Annotated in this window: 16 protein-coding genes and 1 pseudogene; 12 read left to right on the top strand and 5 right to left on the bottom strand. The window is 38.9% G+C overall.

Annotation, left to right across the window (positions count from 1 at the left end):
* The first annotated feature begins 327 nt into the window (after nucleotides 1–327).
* On the top strand, nucleotides 328–1,857 hold the full coding sequence (locus VIH09_RS08905; RefSeq protein ID WP_331580064.1) for a carboxypeptidase-like regulatory domain-containing protein: 1,530 nt from the start codon (nucleotides 328–330) through the stop codon (nucleotides 1,855–1,857).
* Nucleotides 1,858–2,015: 158 nt separating this feature from the next.
* On the opposite strand, the gene VIH09_RS08900 is transcribed toward VIH09_RS08905, so the two are convergent.
* Nucleotides 2,016–2,237, bottom strand: coding sequence for a hypothetical protein (locus tag VIH09_RS08900; RefSeq protein WP_331580062.1), 222 nt, complete (start codon nucleotides 2,235–2,237; stop codon nucleotides 2,016–2,018).
* Between the two features lie 529 nt (nucleotides 2,238–2,766).
* Between VIH09_RS08900 and rlmD the strand changes: the two genes are divergently transcribed.
* From rlmD to VIH09_RS08885, 3 genes are read left to right on the top strand one after another with little or no spacing between them, the layout of a single operon-like run.
* Nucleotides 2,767–4,179 (top strand): 23S rRNA (uracil(1939)-C(5))-methyltransferase RlmD, encoded by a 1,413-nt coding sequence (gene rlmD, locus VIH09_RS08895; protein ID WP_331580060.1) that lies wholly within the window; start codon nucleotides 2,767–2,769, stop codon nucleotides 4,177–4,179.
* Between the two features lie 37 nt (nucleotides 4,180–4,216).
* Nucleotides 4,217–4,738, top strand: coding sequence for a DUF6452 family protein (locus VIH09_RS08890; protein ID WP_331580058.1), 522 nt, complete (start codon nucleotides 4,217–4,219; stop codon nucleotides 4,736–4,738).
* Entirely contained in the window at nucleotides 4,710–5,546 is an 837-nt protein-coding gene (locus VIH09_RS08885; RefSeq protein WP_331580066.1) for a DUF6048 family protein, read from the top strand. Before VIH09_RS08890 ends, VIH09_RS08885 begins: the two co-directional genes overlap by 29 nt.
* Before the next feature lie 81 nt (nucleotides 5,547–5,627).
* Here the strand turns inward: VIH09_RS08885 and VIH09_RS08880 are convergent, their stop codons facing one another.
* Both VIH09_RS08880 and VIH09_RS08875 read right to left on the bottom strand, forming a co-directional pair.
* A complete protein-coding gene (locus VIH09_RS08880) occupies nucleotides 5,628–5,864 on the bottom strand; it encodes a hypothetical protein (RefSeq protein ID WP_331580056.1) in 237 nt (78 codons plus the stop codon).
* Nucleotides 5,865–5,940: 76 nt separating this feature from the next.
* Entirely contained in the window at nucleotides 5,941–7,149 is a 1,209-nt protein-coding gene (locus VIH09_RS08875) for a THUMP domain-containing class I SAM-dependent RNA methyltransferase (RefSeq protein WP_331580054.1), read from the bottom strand.
* A 162-nt stretch (nucleotides 7,150–7,311) separates the two neighbouring features.
* Between VIH09_RS08875 and VIH09_RS08870 the strand changes: the two genes are divergently transcribed.
* The 8 genes from VIH09_RS08870 (at nucleotide 7,312) to VIH09_RS08835 (ending at nucleotide 12,687) form a co-directional block, all read left to right on the top strand.
* Nucleotides 7,312–8,076 (top strand): class I SAM-dependent methyltransferase, encoded by a 765-nt coding sequence (locus tag VIH09_RS08870; protein ID WP_331580052.1) that lies wholly within the window; start codon nucleotides 7,312–7,314, stop codon nucleotides 8,074–8,076.
* An 82-nt stretch (nucleotides 8,077–8,158) separates the two neighbouring features.
* A complete protein-coding gene (locus tag VIH09_RS08865) occupies nucleotides 8,159–8,827 on the top strand; it encodes a ZIP family metal transporter (protein ID WP_331580050.1) in 669 nt (222 codons plus the stop codon).
* Nucleotides 8,828–9,124: 297 nt separating this feature from the next.
* Nucleotides 9,125–9,943, top strand: a complete 819-nt coding sequence (gene murQ, locus VIH09_RS08860) for an N-acetylmuramic acid 6-phosphate etherase (protein ID WP_331580048.1) — start codon at nucleotides 9,125–9,127, stop codon at nucleotides 9,941–9,943.
* A 54-nt stretch (nucleotides 9,944–9,997) separates the two neighbouring features.
* Nucleotides 9,998–10,219, top strand: coding sequence for a DUF6095 family protein (locus VIH09_RS08855; RefSeq protein WP_331580046.1), 222 nt, complete (start codon nucleotides 9,998–10,000; stop codon nucleotides 10,217–10,219).
* Nucleotides 10,219–10,791, top strand: coding sequence for a pentapeptide repeat-containing protein (locus VIH09_RS08850; protein WP_331580044.1), 573 nt, complete (start codon nucleotides 10,219–10,221; stop codon nucleotides 10,789–10,791). Before VIH09_RS08855 ends, VIH09_RS08850 begins: the two co-directional genes overlap by 1 nt.
* A gap of 2 nt (nucleotides 10,792–10,793) precedes the next feature.
* Nucleotides 10,794–11,372 carry a DUF1572 family protein gene (locus VIH09_RS08845; RefSeq protein WP_331580042.1) on the top strand — a complete coding sequence of 193 codons (579 nt, stop codon included), beginning with the start codon at nucleotides 10,794–10,796 and terminating at the stop codon, nucleotides 11,370–11,372.
* Nucleotides 11,373–11,480: 108 nt separating this feature from the next.
* Nucleotides 11,481–11,855, top strand: coding sequence for a DNA topoisomerase IV (locus VIH09_RS08840; RefSeq protein ID WP_331580040.1), 375 nt, complete (start codon nucleotides 11,481–11,483; stop codon nucleotides 11,853–11,855).
* Between the two features lie 58 nt (nucleotides 11,856–11,913).
* A complete protein-coding gene (locus VIH09_RS08835; RefSeq protein ID WP_331580038.1) occupies nucleotides 11,914–12,687 on the top strand; it encodes a TerC family protein in 774 nt (257 codons plus the stop codon).
* A 56-nt stretch (nucleotides 12,688–12,743) separates the two neighbouring features.
* Here the strand turns inward: VIH09_RS08835 and VIH09_RS08830 are convergent, their stop codons facing one another.
* Entirely contained in the window at nucleotides 12,744–15,395 is a 2,652-nt protein-coding gene (locus VIH09_RS08830; protein WP_331580036.1) for a DNA gyrase/topoisomerase IV subunit A, read from the bottom strand.
* 52 nt (nucleotides 15,396–15,447) lie between these two features.
* Nucleotides 15,448–15,831, bottom strand: a pseudogene (locus VIH09_RS08825) (type IIA DNA topoisomerase subunit B); the annotation flags it as partial.

The following is a 15,831-nucleotide window of genomic DNA, read 5'->3' as shown; positions in this document are numbered from 1 at the left end:
CAATAAATAGTAGTTTTTTCATTGAAATGATAGCTAATTATAGAACCGTAAATGTATTTAGAATAATGGCAGTTTTAAAATTTAGTTTTGAAAGAAACGTAAATAATCATTTTATTGACTATTTTCACTTACCATTATCGCAAAAAATCTTCATCTCATTATGATTCTCCAGATATCAGAAAAAATGTTTATTGTGGCTTTTATATTGAAAATTGACACTGGAAAAATAATGCGAAACGAGCTATCTATCCAGGTAATCCGTTAGCATACCGAAAAGCTGTAACAAAACCGAAATAATTTCGTCTTATCAAAAATCCAATAGTTCCCATGCGACAATCATTGATTAATTCCTTTTTCATACTGTTCTTGTTCCAATCAGCAGTTGCCCAGAACATAACGGCAAAGATCATCGATTCCAAAACTGGGGAAAGTATCCCGTATGCAAACATTAAGGTAAACGAATCGGAAAATCTGGTTTCCAATTCCGAAGGTTATTTTACTTTATCTGAAATCAACAGTCGCGATGAGACGGTACTTACCGTTTCGTATTTGGGTTTTGTTAATAGGCAGTTGACCGTTAGTGAATTGAAAAAACTTGATTACAATATTAAACTGGCAGCAGGCGTTTTTCAACTTAGTGATGTTGCCGTGTCTAACATAAAACCAAATCCTTATGAGATTATGGCCAATGTTAAAGCCAACTTAGCTCGCAATTATGCAACTGGCGAAACAGCTTCAAAAGAAATGCTCTTTTATAGAAAATCAGACAACTTTAAACCCTCATTAATTGATGTGGAAATTAATAAGTCGACAGGATTTTCAAAACAAGCTTTAAATAAAGTCAATACAGATTTGAAAACTTTTTCTAAGCAATTAATTTCGCATCCACCTCAGGAATTCACTGATATCCTTTGTAATTATTATTCGGTGAAAACCAAAAAAGGAGACAAGTTCCTTTTCAACTCAAAACTGGATGTTCTTAAGGCCACCGTATTAAAAAATGAAGGCCGCTCTAGTTCACTAGATGATTTAGAAAAAACAGCTATGAATATGATGTTACAACACTTAGACTCAACTAAATATTACCGTGTAAAAAGTGGTCTTTTTGGGTCAAGAGACACTATTTCGCTACGTAAAGACTTTCATAAAAAGAAAAATAAAGGTATTGATGTAGAAATAACTAGCCAGTTAACGGCCACCAAAACGAGTTTGAATTCCTTTCTGTCAGATGCTAATTTTCTAAATAGCAAAAAACTGGATTTTATCAAAAAGACAGACTTATATGACTATACCTATGAAGGCGCAACCTACACTAGTGACAATGAATTCGCTTATGTATTGAGCTTTAAACCTCGGAAAAGCAAGGCGAAATATTTGGGTAAGTTATATATTTCTGAATCGGATTATGCCATCCTGAGAGCAGACTATGTTTTAGACGAAGGGGAGAAATTAAATAATTTCAACATGAAGTTACTGTTAGGAATTAAAGCTTCTGAGAATGTAAGCAAGGGAACGATAACCTACAAGAAAAAAGCCGAAGACGACAGCTATTACATGCAATACGCCGCTATTGAAAAGGGAAATTACTTTTATTTAAACCGACCATTGAAATTTATCGAACTGACCAAAAGTGAAAAAGACGTGCTGGCACTTGATTTAAAAATCGAGGCAAATGTGCGCGCCAAAATAGAATTCCTCAACATGTCTCGTTCTAAAACAACGGCTGCAGCAATTGAAAAAATTAAAGAGGAAGACTTTAAATTTATTACCATCAAAACCTATGACCCTACGATGTGGAAGGATTACAATGCTATCGAACCGTTGCAAGAAATGAAACAATTCAAGGCCATAAATTAAGTTGGTGAAAATGTTCTTTTATTATAAGAATTCTCTTGTCTATGCAGTATGGGCTGTGACATCAATCGAAAAACGGCTGTAATTTGAGCTTTATAAGATCAATTTACAGCCGCATAATTAGCAACCCTTAATAAGCAAATATTAGGAGTAACTAGTCACTACTTTTTACCTCTTAAAAGAGCCACAATTATTATTATAAAAACGGCGCCACCCACTACCATAACCCATGGTTCGGCGTACCAGTCATTTCCTCCTTTATCCACGTTCAAATTTACATCAATTGATTTTTCCTGTGCCCACAAAATACTCTGGGAGAACAAAAGAGTACATAATAGTAAAGACTTTTTGAAAATTGCGCTAATGTTTAATGATTTTTTCATGTTAAAACGTTTTTGGTTAATTACAAATATTATGTTAATAGCTTACATATTGTAAATATATTAATAATATACTGATTAAATGTTACATAATTAAATGAAAATAATGCACAATTAATATAAACTATGATATTTCAGCCAATTTACTAACTATAATATCGGTGGCCAGTTGACTATTCCAAAATTTCGGTAATCGCATGAACGCCAGACAACAATGCATCTGGCAGGGGATTTTTCGGGATTAGGGCAAAAAAATCAATTTTAATCACCAAACTTCTGCCTCCGATTGCAGCGAAAAACCTGCGGTTCGGAAAGCTTTAGAACTCTTGCCGGTAAAGAGCGACTCCTCTCCCCCAGCCCCTCTCCAAAGGAAAGGGTAGCCAAAAAGCTCCTTTAGTGGCTTAGTGTTCCCTTGCAGAATTGCGGGTTTTTGTAGCGCAAAGCGGGATTAGGCTCAAATAAAAAGCAGTTCTTTTTGAAAATATTTGCCAAATTGAATTTATAAAAGTTTACAAACGCTTATTTTTGCGCCATGGCAAAGAAAAATACAGACAAAGTTGTCTTTCATCAGATAAAAGTCCTTGATGCAGGTGCAAAAGGCGTATCGGTTGCGAAAGCGCCCGATGGTAAAGTAGTGTTTATCCCGAACGTGGTTCCGGGTGACGTGGTTGACGTGCAAACCTTTAAAAAACGCAAATCCTATTACGAAGGGAAGGCGGTTCATTTTCATGAATATTCAGAACATCGCACCGAACCTATTTGCGAGCACTTTGGCGTTTGCGGAGGTTGCAAATGGCAGAACATGAAATACAGCCAACAGTTGTATTACAAGCAAAACGAGGTGTTGAATCATTTGCAACGAATCGGAAAAGTGGAACTGCCAGAATTTGAGCCGATTTTGGGTTCCGAGAAACAGTTTTTCTACAGAAACAAAATGGAATTTTCGTTTTCGAACAGCCGATGGTTGACCGAAGCCGAAATAGGAAGCACCATGGATTTAGGCAACAGGAATGCACTAGGTTTTCACATACCGAAAATGTGGGACAAAATACTGGACATCAACAAATGCCACCTGCAGGAAGATCCCTCCAATGCGATCAGAAACGAGGTAAGGGATTTTGCCAATGCAAACGGACTGACTTTTTTCAACCCTAGAGAACATTCCGGTTTGTTGAGAACGCTGATGTTGCGTACCTCTTCGACTGGCGAAATCATGGTGTTGATCCAGTTTTTTGAAAACGATAAAGCTAACAGGGAATTGATTTTGGATCATTTATACGAGAAATTCCCCCAAATCACTTCATTGCAATATGTGGTGAACAGTAAGGCGAATGACACACTATACGATACAGATATCAAACTATACAAAGGACGCGATTATATCCTGGAAGAAATGGAAGGTTTGAAGTTCAGCATTAATGCGAAGTCTTTCTACCAAACCAATTCAGACCAAGCCTACGAGCTGTACAAAATAACTCGCGATTTTGCCGGGTTGACCGGAAACGAAATCGTGTATGACTTGTATACCGGAACTGGAACCATTGCCCAATTTGTCTCTAAAAAAGCAAAAAAGGTGATTGGTGTAGAAAGCGTTCCTGAAGCGATAAAAGACGCGAAACTGAATGCGGAACGCAATGAAATTACCAATTGCGAGTTCTTCGTGGGGGACATGAAAGTGGTATTTAACGATAGTTTCATAGCACAACATGGACATCCGGATGTGATCATCACAGACCCACCAAGAGATGGTATGCACAAAGACGTGATTGAACAAATCATGAAAATTGCTCCTGAGAAAGTGGTATATGTAAGCTGTAACTCGGCCACACAAGCGCGTGATTTGGCCCTGATGGACGAAAAATACAAAGTGACCCGTGTGCGCCCTGTGGATATGTTTCCGCAAACACATCACGTGGAGAATGTTGTTCTTCTCGAAAAGAGATAGAGCCCCCTAACCCCCAAAGGGGGAACAAAACGACTTTATGAAAAAAATAATTCTTTTAGTATTTGCCATTGCATTCACTTTCTCCAGTTGTGAGAAAGATGACATTTGCGATGCCAATACGGTTACCACGCCTCGACTGGTGATTTCGTTTTATGATGTGACCAATTCGTCCGTCCCGAAAAACGTGACCAATTTAAAAATAATTGGGGAAGGAATGACAGAAGGGGTTTCCTTTAAAGGAAGTACTTTAATCAACGGAAGTACCGTTTCGATCCCGTTAAAAACGGATGCTGATACCACCACTTTCAGTTTTATTTTGAACTTTGGGAATTCAAATCCCGCATTGGTAAACGAAGACATACTGAAATTCAACTACGCCCGACAAAACATTTTTGTCTCTAGGGCTTGCGGCTTTAAAACCAATTATACTTTAGACCCAATTGCTCCGTATGCACATTCAGATGCGGCGGTTCCGGACCTAAAATGGATTCAGTACATTTCGGTTAAAAATAGTATCATAGACAATGAAAATGAAACACACCTTGAAATATTTTTTTAGTATATGCCTCATTTTTTCTTTGTTTTTAGTCGAAGCACAAGAAACCACTACCTTGAAAAACGTTGCTGACAGCACCGGTACAGAGGCTATAATTCCCGATAACGGGAATTTGAAGACCGTAAAACTGCCGGATGAGCAACAAAACGCTGTCATTCCCGCAAAAACAAATCGCTATGGAGTGCGCGTAGGAATCGATTTGTATAAACTGACACGCGCTCTTTACGACAAAGATTACAAAGGAATCGAGTTTGTGGGAGACTATAGGTTGACGAAAAAATATTTCTTGGCCGCCGAATTGGGTAATGAAAATAAAACCACCGATGGCGACCGATTGAATTTTACCACCAAAGGCTCTTACCTAAAAGCAGGTTTTGATTACAATACCTACGAAAACTGGTTGGACATGGAGAATATCATCTCAATTGGTTTGCGTTATGGTTTCAGCACGTTCAATCAGGAACTCAACAGTTACAGAATTTACAATGCCAATCCTTATTTTGGCGAAGTGCCGGCAATTGCATCGGGAGAAAAATTCAATGGATTAACCGCCAGCTGGATCGAAGTCGTTGCGGGTGTCAAAGCAAAAGTGTTTGACAACGTATTCATGGGTTTCAGCCTACGTTTGAATAGATTGGTATCCAATAAGAAACCGGGAAATTTCGATAATTTGTACATCCCGGGTTTCAACAGAACCTATGATGGTGATTTTGGCGTAGGATTCAATTATACGGTTACCTATTTCGTCCCGCTCTACAAAAAGAAAGTAAAAGCAGTTGTCATTCCCAACAAGCCACAGCCAGCGAAGTAAATTTCTAAAATGTACTATATAAAAAAGGAGCCAATTATAAATTTATAATTGGCTCCTTTTTTTAATTCTATACTACTCTGACTACCCTATTTCCTTCACGCCTTTGGCAAAAATCCATTTCATGTACAGCCTTTCGCCGTCTTGGGTTTTTACCGCCTGAAATTTTGGTGATAATAGAGTACCTACGACAAATGCGGTCAATGGAACCCAAAATCCGGTTAAACCGGTATAACGTTCCACTAAATAGCGCGCTGATATGAATAATATGGCAAAACAGCCCAATTGATATAGAAACGCTCTTACTTGTAATTTTGTCATTGTAATTTTTGTTTAAAATTTAAAAAGTTTAAGTTTAAAAATGTTTACGTACTAATTATTTCTACTTCCACTCTTTCTATTCTCTTTTTTCTTCAATCTCTTTTTTCTCTATTTCACTATCCCCTTCAGTTACCTGAAACTTAGTTCTCTTGCTTCCTTCATACATTTCGTATTTTACCAATCGGGCTTCGATACTCGCATTAAAAAGTTTGATTTTTCTTGAAGGTTTTAATCCCACAAATTTCAGTGCTTCCAGATTTCCTGTGATGAACCAAGCGTTAGTCCCAGGGTAATTTTTCTTAAGGGTATCGCCAATATTTTTGTAGAATTCTTCCATGTGAATATCCAATCGTTCATCGTAAGGAGGATTGAAAACCACATGCAGTTTCCCTTGGGTGGTTTTCTCGGTGTCAAAGAAATTTTGCTCCTCGATGGTGATGTATTCGTCAAGATTGGCATTCTTGATATTGTCCTTGGCTTTACTTACCGCAGATGGCGCCTTGTCAAAACCTTTTATCGTGTAATGAAATTCACGCACTTTTTTCAATAAACTGTCGGTGATATTGTCAAACAATTCGTTGTCCCAATCGTGCCATTTTTCGAATGCAAATTCCTTACGGTTGATGTTCGCCGGAATGTTACAGGCAATCATAGCTGCTTCGGCAAGAAAAGTACCGGATCCACACATCGGATCCAAGAAATCGCCTTGTCCGTCCCAACCCGAAAGCAACAGCACTCCCGCCGCCAAGACTTCGTTTATCGGTGCAATATTCGTTGCCGTTCTGTAGCCACGTTGGTGCAATGAATTCCCTGAGGTATCTAATGCAACTGAAACTTGGTCTCTGTCAATATGAATGTTGATTCTTAAATCAGGGTGTATCTTATCAATACTTGGACGTTGTCCCGTTCTTTCTCTGAACTGATCCACAATGGCATCCTTACATTTCTGTGAAACGAATTCAGAGTGGTTGAAACTGTCTGAGTGAACAGTGGCGTCAATCACAAAAGTCTGATTGGCATTGATGTATCGTGACCAGTTTACACCGGATATTCCTTTATATAAAGCCTGTTCGTTGTTTGCCTTAAAGAAATAAATGGGTTTCAATATTTTCAAAGCCGTGCGCAACGCCAGATTGGCTTTGTACATGAATCCTTTATCCCCTTTAAAACTCACCATTCTCACCCCTTGTTCCACGTCTTGTGCGCCCAACATCAGTAATTCCTTAGCCAATATTTCTTCAAAACCAAAAAAGGTTTTGGCAACCATCTTAAAATTATTTTCCATCTTTTTGTGTCAATTATAACAGGCGGCTTTTGTAGAGAAAATTCTGCCTGTAATAAAAATTTTAGTATTTGTTACGAGAATGTCCTTGTATATCCCCGTATTCGTTATTTTTCAGCAAAAATACACTAAATTTGCCGGATAGAATAAATTGAAAAAGAATAAATGTCTGAAGAACAAAAACCAACGATAGTAAATCAGGATCAACCAGCTCAAACTTGGTTCAGTTCTTGGTTTGACACACCATATTACCATATCCTTTATAAAGACCGCAACTACAGGGAAGCGCAGATTTTCATGGATAATCTAACGCACTACCTTAACCTGCCCGAAAAAGCAAAAGTGCTCGATTTGGCCTGCGGAAAAGGGCGCCACTCTATCTACCTTAATCAACTGGGGTTTGATGTGTTGGGGGCTGATTTGTCAGAAAACAGCATAGCCGAAGCCACTAGAAACGCGAATGAAACATTGCATTTCAAAGTACACGACATGCGCGAGCCATTTGAAGAAAAATACGATGCCATTTTTAATCTTTTCACCAGTTTTGGTTATTTCGAAAATGACGAAGACAATCTGACCACTTTAATAGCTATCAAAGAAAGTTTATCCGAATATGGATTTGCCGTGATTGACTTTATGAACGTTACCCAAGTCCTAAACACATTGGTTCCTGAGGAAATCAAAAAGGTGGACGACATCGAATTTCACATCAAACGATACCTGAAAGACGGCCATATTTTTAAAGAAATCGACTTTGAGGACAAAGGGCAAAAATTTCATTTCACTGAAAAGGTAAAAGCCTTGACCTTGCAAGATTTCGAAGCCTTAATGGAGGAAGCCGGGATTTACTTGTTGGACATTTTTGGAGATTACAAATTGAAAAAATTCCACAAAACGGAAAGCGAAAGATTAATTATGATTTTTAAATAGCTGATGAGTTTTAGGTTAATCGTATATTCGGTTAATCGAAAAACAAATAAACGGTTAAACAAATAAACGGTTAAGCAAAAACATGAATTATCTTTTACCCTTACTTTCCGTACTAATAGGATATGTTGTCGCCTTGGTGCTAAAACCACAAAACAAAACAAACCTCAAATTATTGTTGGCGTTCAGCGGTTCATTTTTACTTTCGCTGACCGTGATGCACCTGATACCTGACGTTTACGAGAGCAAAAATAGCAACATTGGCATCTTTATCATGTTGGGGATTCTGTTCCAAATCATATTGGAATTCTTCTCCAAAGGGGCTGAACACGGTCATGTACACGGGCACATCAATATGTCTCACATCCCTTGGTTGTTGTTCATCAGCCTTTGCATTCACGCATTTTTAGAAGGATTTCCTGTAGGACATCATCATGGTTTGGCCATAGGAATTGCCATCCATCACTTACCTATAGCCATTATCCTGACCACTTTTTTCCTTAATTCCCATTTGAATAAAAAAGCCATTTTTGGCTTCATGATCACCTTTGCGATAATGACGCCACTAGGAACCTTTGCCTCCGGTTATTTACCCATACTTAATGCCTATTATACCGAAATCACCGCCGTCGTCATCGGAATATTGTTCCATATCTCATCTACGATTATTTTTGAAAGCAGCGAAGGACACAAGTTCAATATCGCCAAAGTTTCGATGATTATTTTGGGGATAGTATTGGCCTATTTTATATGATTTTGGGCGTGACCACGCTTCCACTACCGTTCCAGCATCGTCGGGCTATGCGCTTCAATCTTTTTATCTAAAAAAATAAAAAGGATTTACGCTTCTATCCCTCACGCAATAGTTGAAAACTTCAAAATTCGTTTTTCAAAACTGAATATTCAAAGTTTTTAGAAATCTACTTATCCCCCTTTTTTTTGACAAGAAAAAACCAATATTGAATGTTCAGTATTACAGTTTTAAAGCAAAAATTTTTATGTCATTGCGATAAAAAAGGTTATTTTTGGGGTTGTCCAATTACAAAAAGAAATGACCTTTACAAAAACCACAGAACAATCCTCAAAATACGAACATCTGGAAAAAATGTCTGTTACCGAATTGTTGACTAACATCAATCAGGAAGACAAAACAGTGCCTTTTGCCGTTGAAAAAGCCCTGCCGCAAATTGAAAATTTGGTGACACAAATCGTCGCCAAAATGAAATCGGGAGGTAGACTATTTTACATTGGCGCCGGAACTTCAGGAAGATTGGGAGTTGTGGATGCGTCAGAGTGCCCGCCAACTTTTGGCGTGCCCTTCGACATGGTTGTTGGCATTATTGCCGGTGGAGACACGGCGATTCGCAGAGCGGTGGAAAATGCAGAAGACAACGCCACTCAAGCTTGGAAAGATTTAATGGAATACCATATAAACGAGAATGACGTCGTAGTAGGAATTGCAGCCTCGGGAACGACACCCTACGTTATCGGCGGACTGCAAACTTGCAATGAAAACAACATTATAACGGGAAGCATTTCTTGCAATGCAGAAAGTCCCCTTTCGAAAACCGCACAGTTTCCCATCGACGTGGTCGTGGGTCCCGAATTTGTTACAGGAAGCTCCAGAATGAAAGCGGGAACGGCCCAAAAATTGGTTCTCAATATGATTTCGACCGCCACCATGATTCAGTTGGGCAAAGTAAAAGGGAACAAAATGGTCGACATGCAACTGAGCAACAGCAAACTGGTTGATCGCGGAATAAAAATGATTATGGGAGAAATTCCCGTAAGCTACGAGGAAGGCTCTGAATTATTAAGCAAACATGGGAGCGTCAGAAAAGCGGTTGACACTTATAATAGTAAGCAATAAACTGTTTTTCGTAATCAGAATAACCTGAAACTTTAAACCTGAAACAAAAAAACAATGCCAACAAATAAAAACATATTATCCAAGGGAATCAAATACTTATCAGGAGCATTGCCTTTGATGTTTATTGGTCCTTCATTGATTTATAATGCTTTTATGAATAAGCAAAACGTATGGCATTATCTGGTTTTGGCAATCGGAATCATCGCTTGTTTAGGCGCCATGTATCTAATGTATTTGGGACTGAAAACGATTATGAAAAGTTTATTTAACGACTGATGGAAGACCTTATCCACATTCAAAAGACATTTGAAAAAATCGCTTTCATAAACAAGAAAGTAAACAATAGGGAGTTCGAGGATTGCATATTTAAAAACTGTGACTTCTCTAACAGTGATTTCTCTAACAATACCTTTATGGACTGCGAGTTCATCGATTGCAATCTTTCGATGACACAATTGCTTGGCACGAGCTTAAAAACGGTCAATTTTACCAACTGCAAATTATTGGGAATCCAATTTCAGAGTTGCACCGATTTCCTGTTTGGCGTGAATTTTCAGGATTGCGTTCTGGATTACTCTTCCTTTGCCAACAAGAAAATGCTCAAAACAAAGTTCAACAACTGTTCGATGAAAGCGGTTAGTTTCATAGGAACCAACCTTACCCAATCGGTTTTTGACAACTGTAATTTAGACGCTGCCATTTTTAATGACACTCAGCTAAAGGAAGTCGATTTCTTGACGGCCTACAACTATAAAATTGACCCGGAATATAACCCGATGAAAAAAGCCCGCTTTTCGACCCAAGGAATACCGGGGCTTTTGGACAAATATGATATTAAAATTCAGTAATTATGGAAGCGAACATCTTGTATCTTGAAAGCGCAAAAAAGCAATTTCTGTATTACAAAACATTAAGCGAAAAAGCAATGGAGCAATTGGCTCCGGAGCAGCTGTTTATCTTCCCAAATCAAGACTCCAATAGTATTGCGGCCATAGTGAAACACCTATCGGGAAACATGCTGTCCCGATGGACTGATTTCATGACTACCGATGGCGAAAAAGAATGGCGGAATCGCGATGCCGAATTTGATAATGATTTGGAGACTAAAGAGTCGATTCTGTTGGCATGGAACAAAGGTTGGGATTGTTTATTTGACGCTTTGAATAGCTTACAGCCGCAACAACTTTCGGATATTATCTACATACGAAACGAAGGGCACAGTGTAATTGAGGCCATCAACAGACAACTGGCGCATTACTCCTATCACGTTGGTCAAATAGTGTTTTATGCCAAACAACTGAAAGACGGAAGTTGGGAAAGCTTATCAATTCCCAAAAACAAATCCATCAGTTATAATGCCGGGAAGTTTGCGCAGGAAAAAAGCATCAAGAACTTTACCGATGACGAATTAAAAAACCTCAATAATTAATCCAACACTTATATACTAGCCCTGATAGCAGTGGAAATCCTTTTCTGGGCTGATTTTTCAGCACCGGAAAGATTGAAACGAATAGCAGGATTAAGCTCCAAAAAAAAAATGAAAAAAACACTACTACTCCCACTACTCCTTTCTATTGTGTCTTGCTACAATGTGGAACACAACTGCAAAGATTTTAAAACCGGCAAATTCCGTTTTGACTACGAGGTGGACGGAGTTAAAAAGACAACATTGTTTATGCGAAACGACAGCATCGAAATTGAAACTTTTGAGGGCAAAACCGATACGGCTTCGATACGATGGGTAAATGATTGCGAGTATATCTTGAAAAAAATGCATCCGAAAAACATGGCGGAAGAAAAGGCAATCGACATGAAAATTTTGTCAACGTCAGGAAATACTTATACCTTTGAATTTGGAATGGTAGGAGTCGCGCAAAAGCAAAAAGGTACTGTAACAAAACTCGAAGATTAAAGAGAACTATTCCGCATTACCTTCAAACCAATAATTAACAAATTCATACCTTACTGAAATGGAAGTATTTTTAAATCCTGACGCATGGATCGCCTTGTTAACATTAACCTTCCTGGAAATTGTTCTGGGTATCGACAACATTATTTTCATCTCGATTGCAACGGGTAAACTTCCTCCGGAAAGCCGCAAAAAAGCGACCAAAATAGGAATGTTTTTGGCCATGTTCATGAGAATTGCTCTTTTGTTTGGAATTAACTTGTTGATTCAAATGAAAGAACCTTGGTTTAGCGTTGACCTGAGTTGGTTCTCCGCCGGAATAACGGGACAAAGTATCATTCTGCTCTTGGGAGGACTATTCCTTATCTATAAAAGCACCAATGAAATACGCGAAAAAGTAGACGAAAAAGGGCATGAAGAAAAAGAACTCGGAAAAGCCGCCACAAAATCATTCCAGAATGTATTATTGCAAATAATAATGATTGATTTGGTTTTTTCTTTTGACAGTATCCTTACCGCTGTAGGAATGACTAATGGTGTTGAAGGCGCATTATACATTATGATTACGGCCGTGGTGATTTCTGTTATAATAATGATGCAGTTTGCCGTTCCCGTGGGGAATTTTGTGAACAAGCATCCTTCAATTCAAATTTTGGGGCTTTCCTTTTTGATTTTAATTGGAATGATGCTGCTTACCGAAAGCGCTCATTTATCTAACGCGCTTATCTTTGGCAGCCATGTGACACCGGTTCCGAAAGGATACCTTTATTTTGCCATTTCGTTCTCCTTGTTTGTTGAAGTGTTGAACATGAAAGCTTCTAAAAAGAAAAAATAGTAACAAATTATAACAGCAAATAAAAAAAGCTTCCACATTGCGGAAGCTTTTTTTATTTAATCTAGTGACAAGGTTATCTGGCCATCATCGTCTAGCTGAACTTGTGTGTCGTCGGCATTGGTTTCTCCTTTCACCTCTAACTCCTCGGGAATGACTTCTTCCGGCGCTTCATACGGCAAGGGTTCCAAAAGATTCACCTGCTTAAGCTTATCGGTAGTCAGTTGATTGCCCATCGCTTTAAATCCTTTTACGGCAATAAAATCTTCTATATCGATGGTCATGCTTTCTTTTTGCACGCCCTTAATCTTCGGAAAAATCAATTCGGCCACAGGGCGATAATCGGTTGACACTATTTCCAACTGTGAATTTGGATGTTCCGTGATAAAGCTCTCTTCTTTATTCTCGGTTTCCACCAAGAAACGCTTAACATAATAGCGTCCTTTTTCCCCATCGTAGTAAATGGCAGATATTGGTTTCTTGGGAACCCATTTTTCCAACACCACCATGTCTTCGTCAAAATGCGTAGACAATTCGGGTGTAACCACTTTCAGTTTCCCTGATTGCTGGATGATCAAAATTTTATCGCTTGGCCTGAATTCGCCCAACAGTTCCCCTCTTCCATCAACGTTCAATCGCTGTACGGTATCATCATACCACACTTTTCTTGGCAACAAAGTGGAAATTCCTTTTTCTTTTATTTCGATTTTCTTGATCGGGTATTTGGAAACCAAATTCCCTTTGGAAGCGCGTCCTTTAATGGCCAAGCTTGCAAAGTCGATGTCGTATTTTAATTTCTTGATGGTCCCCACCTGACGCAATATTATTGTAATTACTTCGGCTTCCCCGTTTGGATTACAGGTGAAATAAAGTATTTGCGAGCCCTTGGTGCCATTGGTCAAATCGTACAATTTGTCCCTGGTTACACCCGAAACGTTAAATCGTTTGATGTAAGAAGGTCCCGATTTACCGTCGCGATAAATCACGTTGTAAATGGTACGCTTATCACTTTTGTCAAAAATGGCGACATGAATTATGTCTTTTCCCACGAAGGTTTTGGCATCCACTTTGGTCACCATCATATTTCCGTCTCGAAGGAAAACGATCACGTCATCAATGTCAGAGCAATCCGTTACGTATTCGTCTTTCTTCAAACTCGTACCCACAAATCCTTCTTCTCTATTTACATATAGTTTTGTATTTCTTAGAACTACTTTGGTGGCTTCAATATCATCAAAAATACGGAGTTCGGTTTGGCGTTCGCGCCCTTTTCCGTATTTCTCTTTCAGTTTGGCAAAATAGGCGATGGCGAAATCGATCAGATGCTCTAGGTCGTGTTTAACTTGCTCAATATTCCCTTCCAAAGCTTCAATTTTGTCTTGGGCTTTGTTGCTGTCAAATTTAGAGATACGCATGATTCGTATATCCAATAAACGCAGGATATCCTCTTCAGTAATGGCACGTTTTAAATGTTTAATATGTGGTTTCAATCCATCATCAACCGCCTGTATAACAGCTTCCCGAGTGGTTTGCTCCTCAATATCGCGGTAGATTTTGTTTTCGATAAAAATGCGTTCTAACGACAAGAAATGCCATTGCTCTTCGAGTTCACCCAGTTGAATTTCGAGTTCGCTTTTTAAGAGTTGAACCGTTCTGTTTGTCGAAATTTTCAGCATATCCGAAACACCAATAAACAGAGGCTTATTGTCTTCGATCACACAGCCTAATGGCGCCACGGATGTTTCGCAGGCCGTAAAGGCAAACAAGGCATCAATCGTTTTATCCGGAGAAACGCCCGGAAAAAGATGGATTAAGATCTCAACATTGGCTGCGGTATTGTCTTCAATTTTTTTAATCTTGATTTTCCCTTTCTCGTTCGCTTTCAAAATGCTGTCGATCAAAGTAGTCGTATTGGTAGAAAATGGAATTTGGGTAATCACTAGGGTGTTTTTGTCCAACTGCCCTATTTTGGCGCGTACTCGTACACGGCCACCTCGCAAACCGTCACTATAATTGGATACATCGGCAATACCTTGCGTCATGAAATCAGGATAAATCGTGAACGGTTTCCCTTTCAGAATTTTTATCGATGCATCAATGAGTTCGTTAAAATTATGGGGCAACACTTTCGTGGAAAGTCCCACTGCAATTCCCTCCGCCCCGGAGGCTAACAATAATGGGAATTTTACGGGTAGATTATTCGGTTCCGCCCGGCGTCCGTCATAGGACACTCCCCAATCGGTAATTTTTGGGCTGTATAAAACTTCCAAGGCAAATTTAGACAAACGCGCTTCAATGTAACGGGAAGCCGCTGCGCTGTCACCGGTAAGGATGTTCCCCCAGTTTCCTTGGCAGTCAATCAGTAATTCTTTTTGGCCAATTTGGACCATCGCATCACCAATACTGGCATCACCGTGAGGATGATACTGCATGGTGTGTCCCACGACATTCGCTACCTTATTGTAACGGCCGTCATCTAGCTCCTTAAGCGAGTGCATGATTCTGCGTTGAACGGGCTTGAAACCGTCTTCGATTGCGGGAACCGCACGCTCCAAAATAACATAAGAGGCATAGTCCAAAAACCAGTCTTTGTACATTCCTGTAACTTTGGTTATGGTGTCGTGCTCATCTTCTTGGTTATCGTAAAAATGTCCTTCAGGCTTTTTTTCTTCTTGTTGCCCTTCCGGATTTATATTTTCTTCTTCGTCCATGTATCTTTTTTGGATTGTATAAGAACTTCTCTTATCAACTTAATACTATTTATTATACTGCTTCAGCCACATCCAATTCCACTTTCAAGTTCTTAATAATGAACTCTTGGCGATCTGGTGTATTTTTTCCCATATAGAAAGACAACAATTGCTCTACAGAAGTGTTTTTGTCCATCATTATTGGATCTAATCGAATGTCCTCGCCAATAAAAAACTGAAATTCGTCAGGGGATATTTCCCCTAATCCTTTAAATCGGGTGATTTCCGGTTTTGGTTTCAATTTTTCAATAGCTGCTTTTCTTTCGTCGTCAGAATAACAATAGATCGTTTCTTTTTTGTTTCTAACCCTAAAAAGTGGTGTTTGCAATATGTATAAATGTCCTTCTTTTATCAATTCGGGAAAAAACTGAAGGAAAAATGTAATCAGCAACAATCT

Source organism: Flavobacterium sp., assembly GCF_036515215.1.
Lineage (GTDB): Bacteria > Bacteroidota > Bacteroidia > Flavobacteriales > Flavobacteriaceae > Flavobacterium.
Note: the sequence above shows the minus strand (reverse complement) of the source record. Positions and strands in the feature narration are given on the sequence as shown.

Bases quoted from the DNA above. Each gene is read 5' to 3' on its own strand.
- VIH09_RS08905 (WP_331580064.1), top strand. From the start codon at position 328: ATGCGACAATCATTGATTAATTCCTTTTTCATACTGTTCTTGTTCCAA.
- VIH09_RS08900 (WP_331580062.1), bottom strand. From the start codon at position 2,237: ATGAAAAAATCATTAAACATTAGCGCAATTTTCAAAAAGTCTTTACTA.
- rlmD (WP_331580060.1), top strand. From the start codon at position 2,767: ATGGCAAAGAAAAATACAGACAAAGTTGTCTTTCATCAGATAAAAGTC.
- VIH09_RS08890 (WP_331580058.1), top strand. From the start codon at position 4,217: ATGAAAAAAATAATTCTTTTAGTATTTGCCATTGCATTCACTTTCTCC.
- VIH09_RS08885 (WP_331580066.1), top strand. From the start codon at position 4,710: ATGAAACACACCTTGAAATATTTTTTTAGTATATGCCTCATTTTTTCT.
- VIH09_RS08880 (WP_331580056.1), bottom strand. From the start codon at position 5,864: ATGACAAAATTACAAGTAAGAGCGTTTCTATATCAATTGGGCTGTTTT.
- VIH09_RS08875 (WP_331580054.1), bottom strand. From the start codon at position 7,149: ATGGAAAATAATTTTAAGATGGTTGCCAAAACCTTTTTTGGTTTTGAA.
- VIH09_RS08870 (WP_331580052.1), top strand. From the start codon at position 7,312: ATGTCTGAAGAACAAAAACCAACGATAGTAAATCAGGATCAACCAGCT.
- VIH09_RS08865 (WP_331580050.1), top strand. From the start codon at position 8,159: ATGAATTATCTTTTACCCTTACTTTCCGTACTAATAGGATATGTTGTC.
- murQ (WP_331580048.1), top strand. From the start codon at position 9,125: ATGACCTTTACAAAAACCACAGAACAATCCTCAAAATACGAACATCTG.
- VIH09_RS08855 (WP_331580046.1), top strand. From the start codon at position 9,998: ATGCCAACAAATAAAAACATATTATCCAAGGGAATCAAATACTTATCA.
- VIH09_RS08850 (WP_331580044.1), top strand. From the start codon at position 10,219: ATGGAAGACCTTATCCACATTCAAAAGACATTTGAAAAAATCGCTTTC.
- VIH09_RS08845 (WP_331580042.1), top strand. From the start codon at position 10,794: ATGGAAGCGAACATCTTGTATCTTGAAAGCGCAAAAAAGCAATTTCTG.
- VIH09_RS08840 (WP_331580040.1), top strand. From the start codon at position 11,481: ATGAAAAAAACACTACTACTCCCACTACTCCTTTCTATTGTGTCTTGC.
- VIH09_RS08835 (WP_331580038.1), top strand. From the start codon at position 11,914: ATGGAAGTATTTTTAAATCCTGACGCATGGATCGCCTTGTTAACATTA.
- VIH09_RS08830 (WP_331580036.1), bottom strand. From the start codon at position 15,395: ATGGACGAAGAAGAAAATATAAATCCGGAAGGGCAACAAGAAGAAAAA.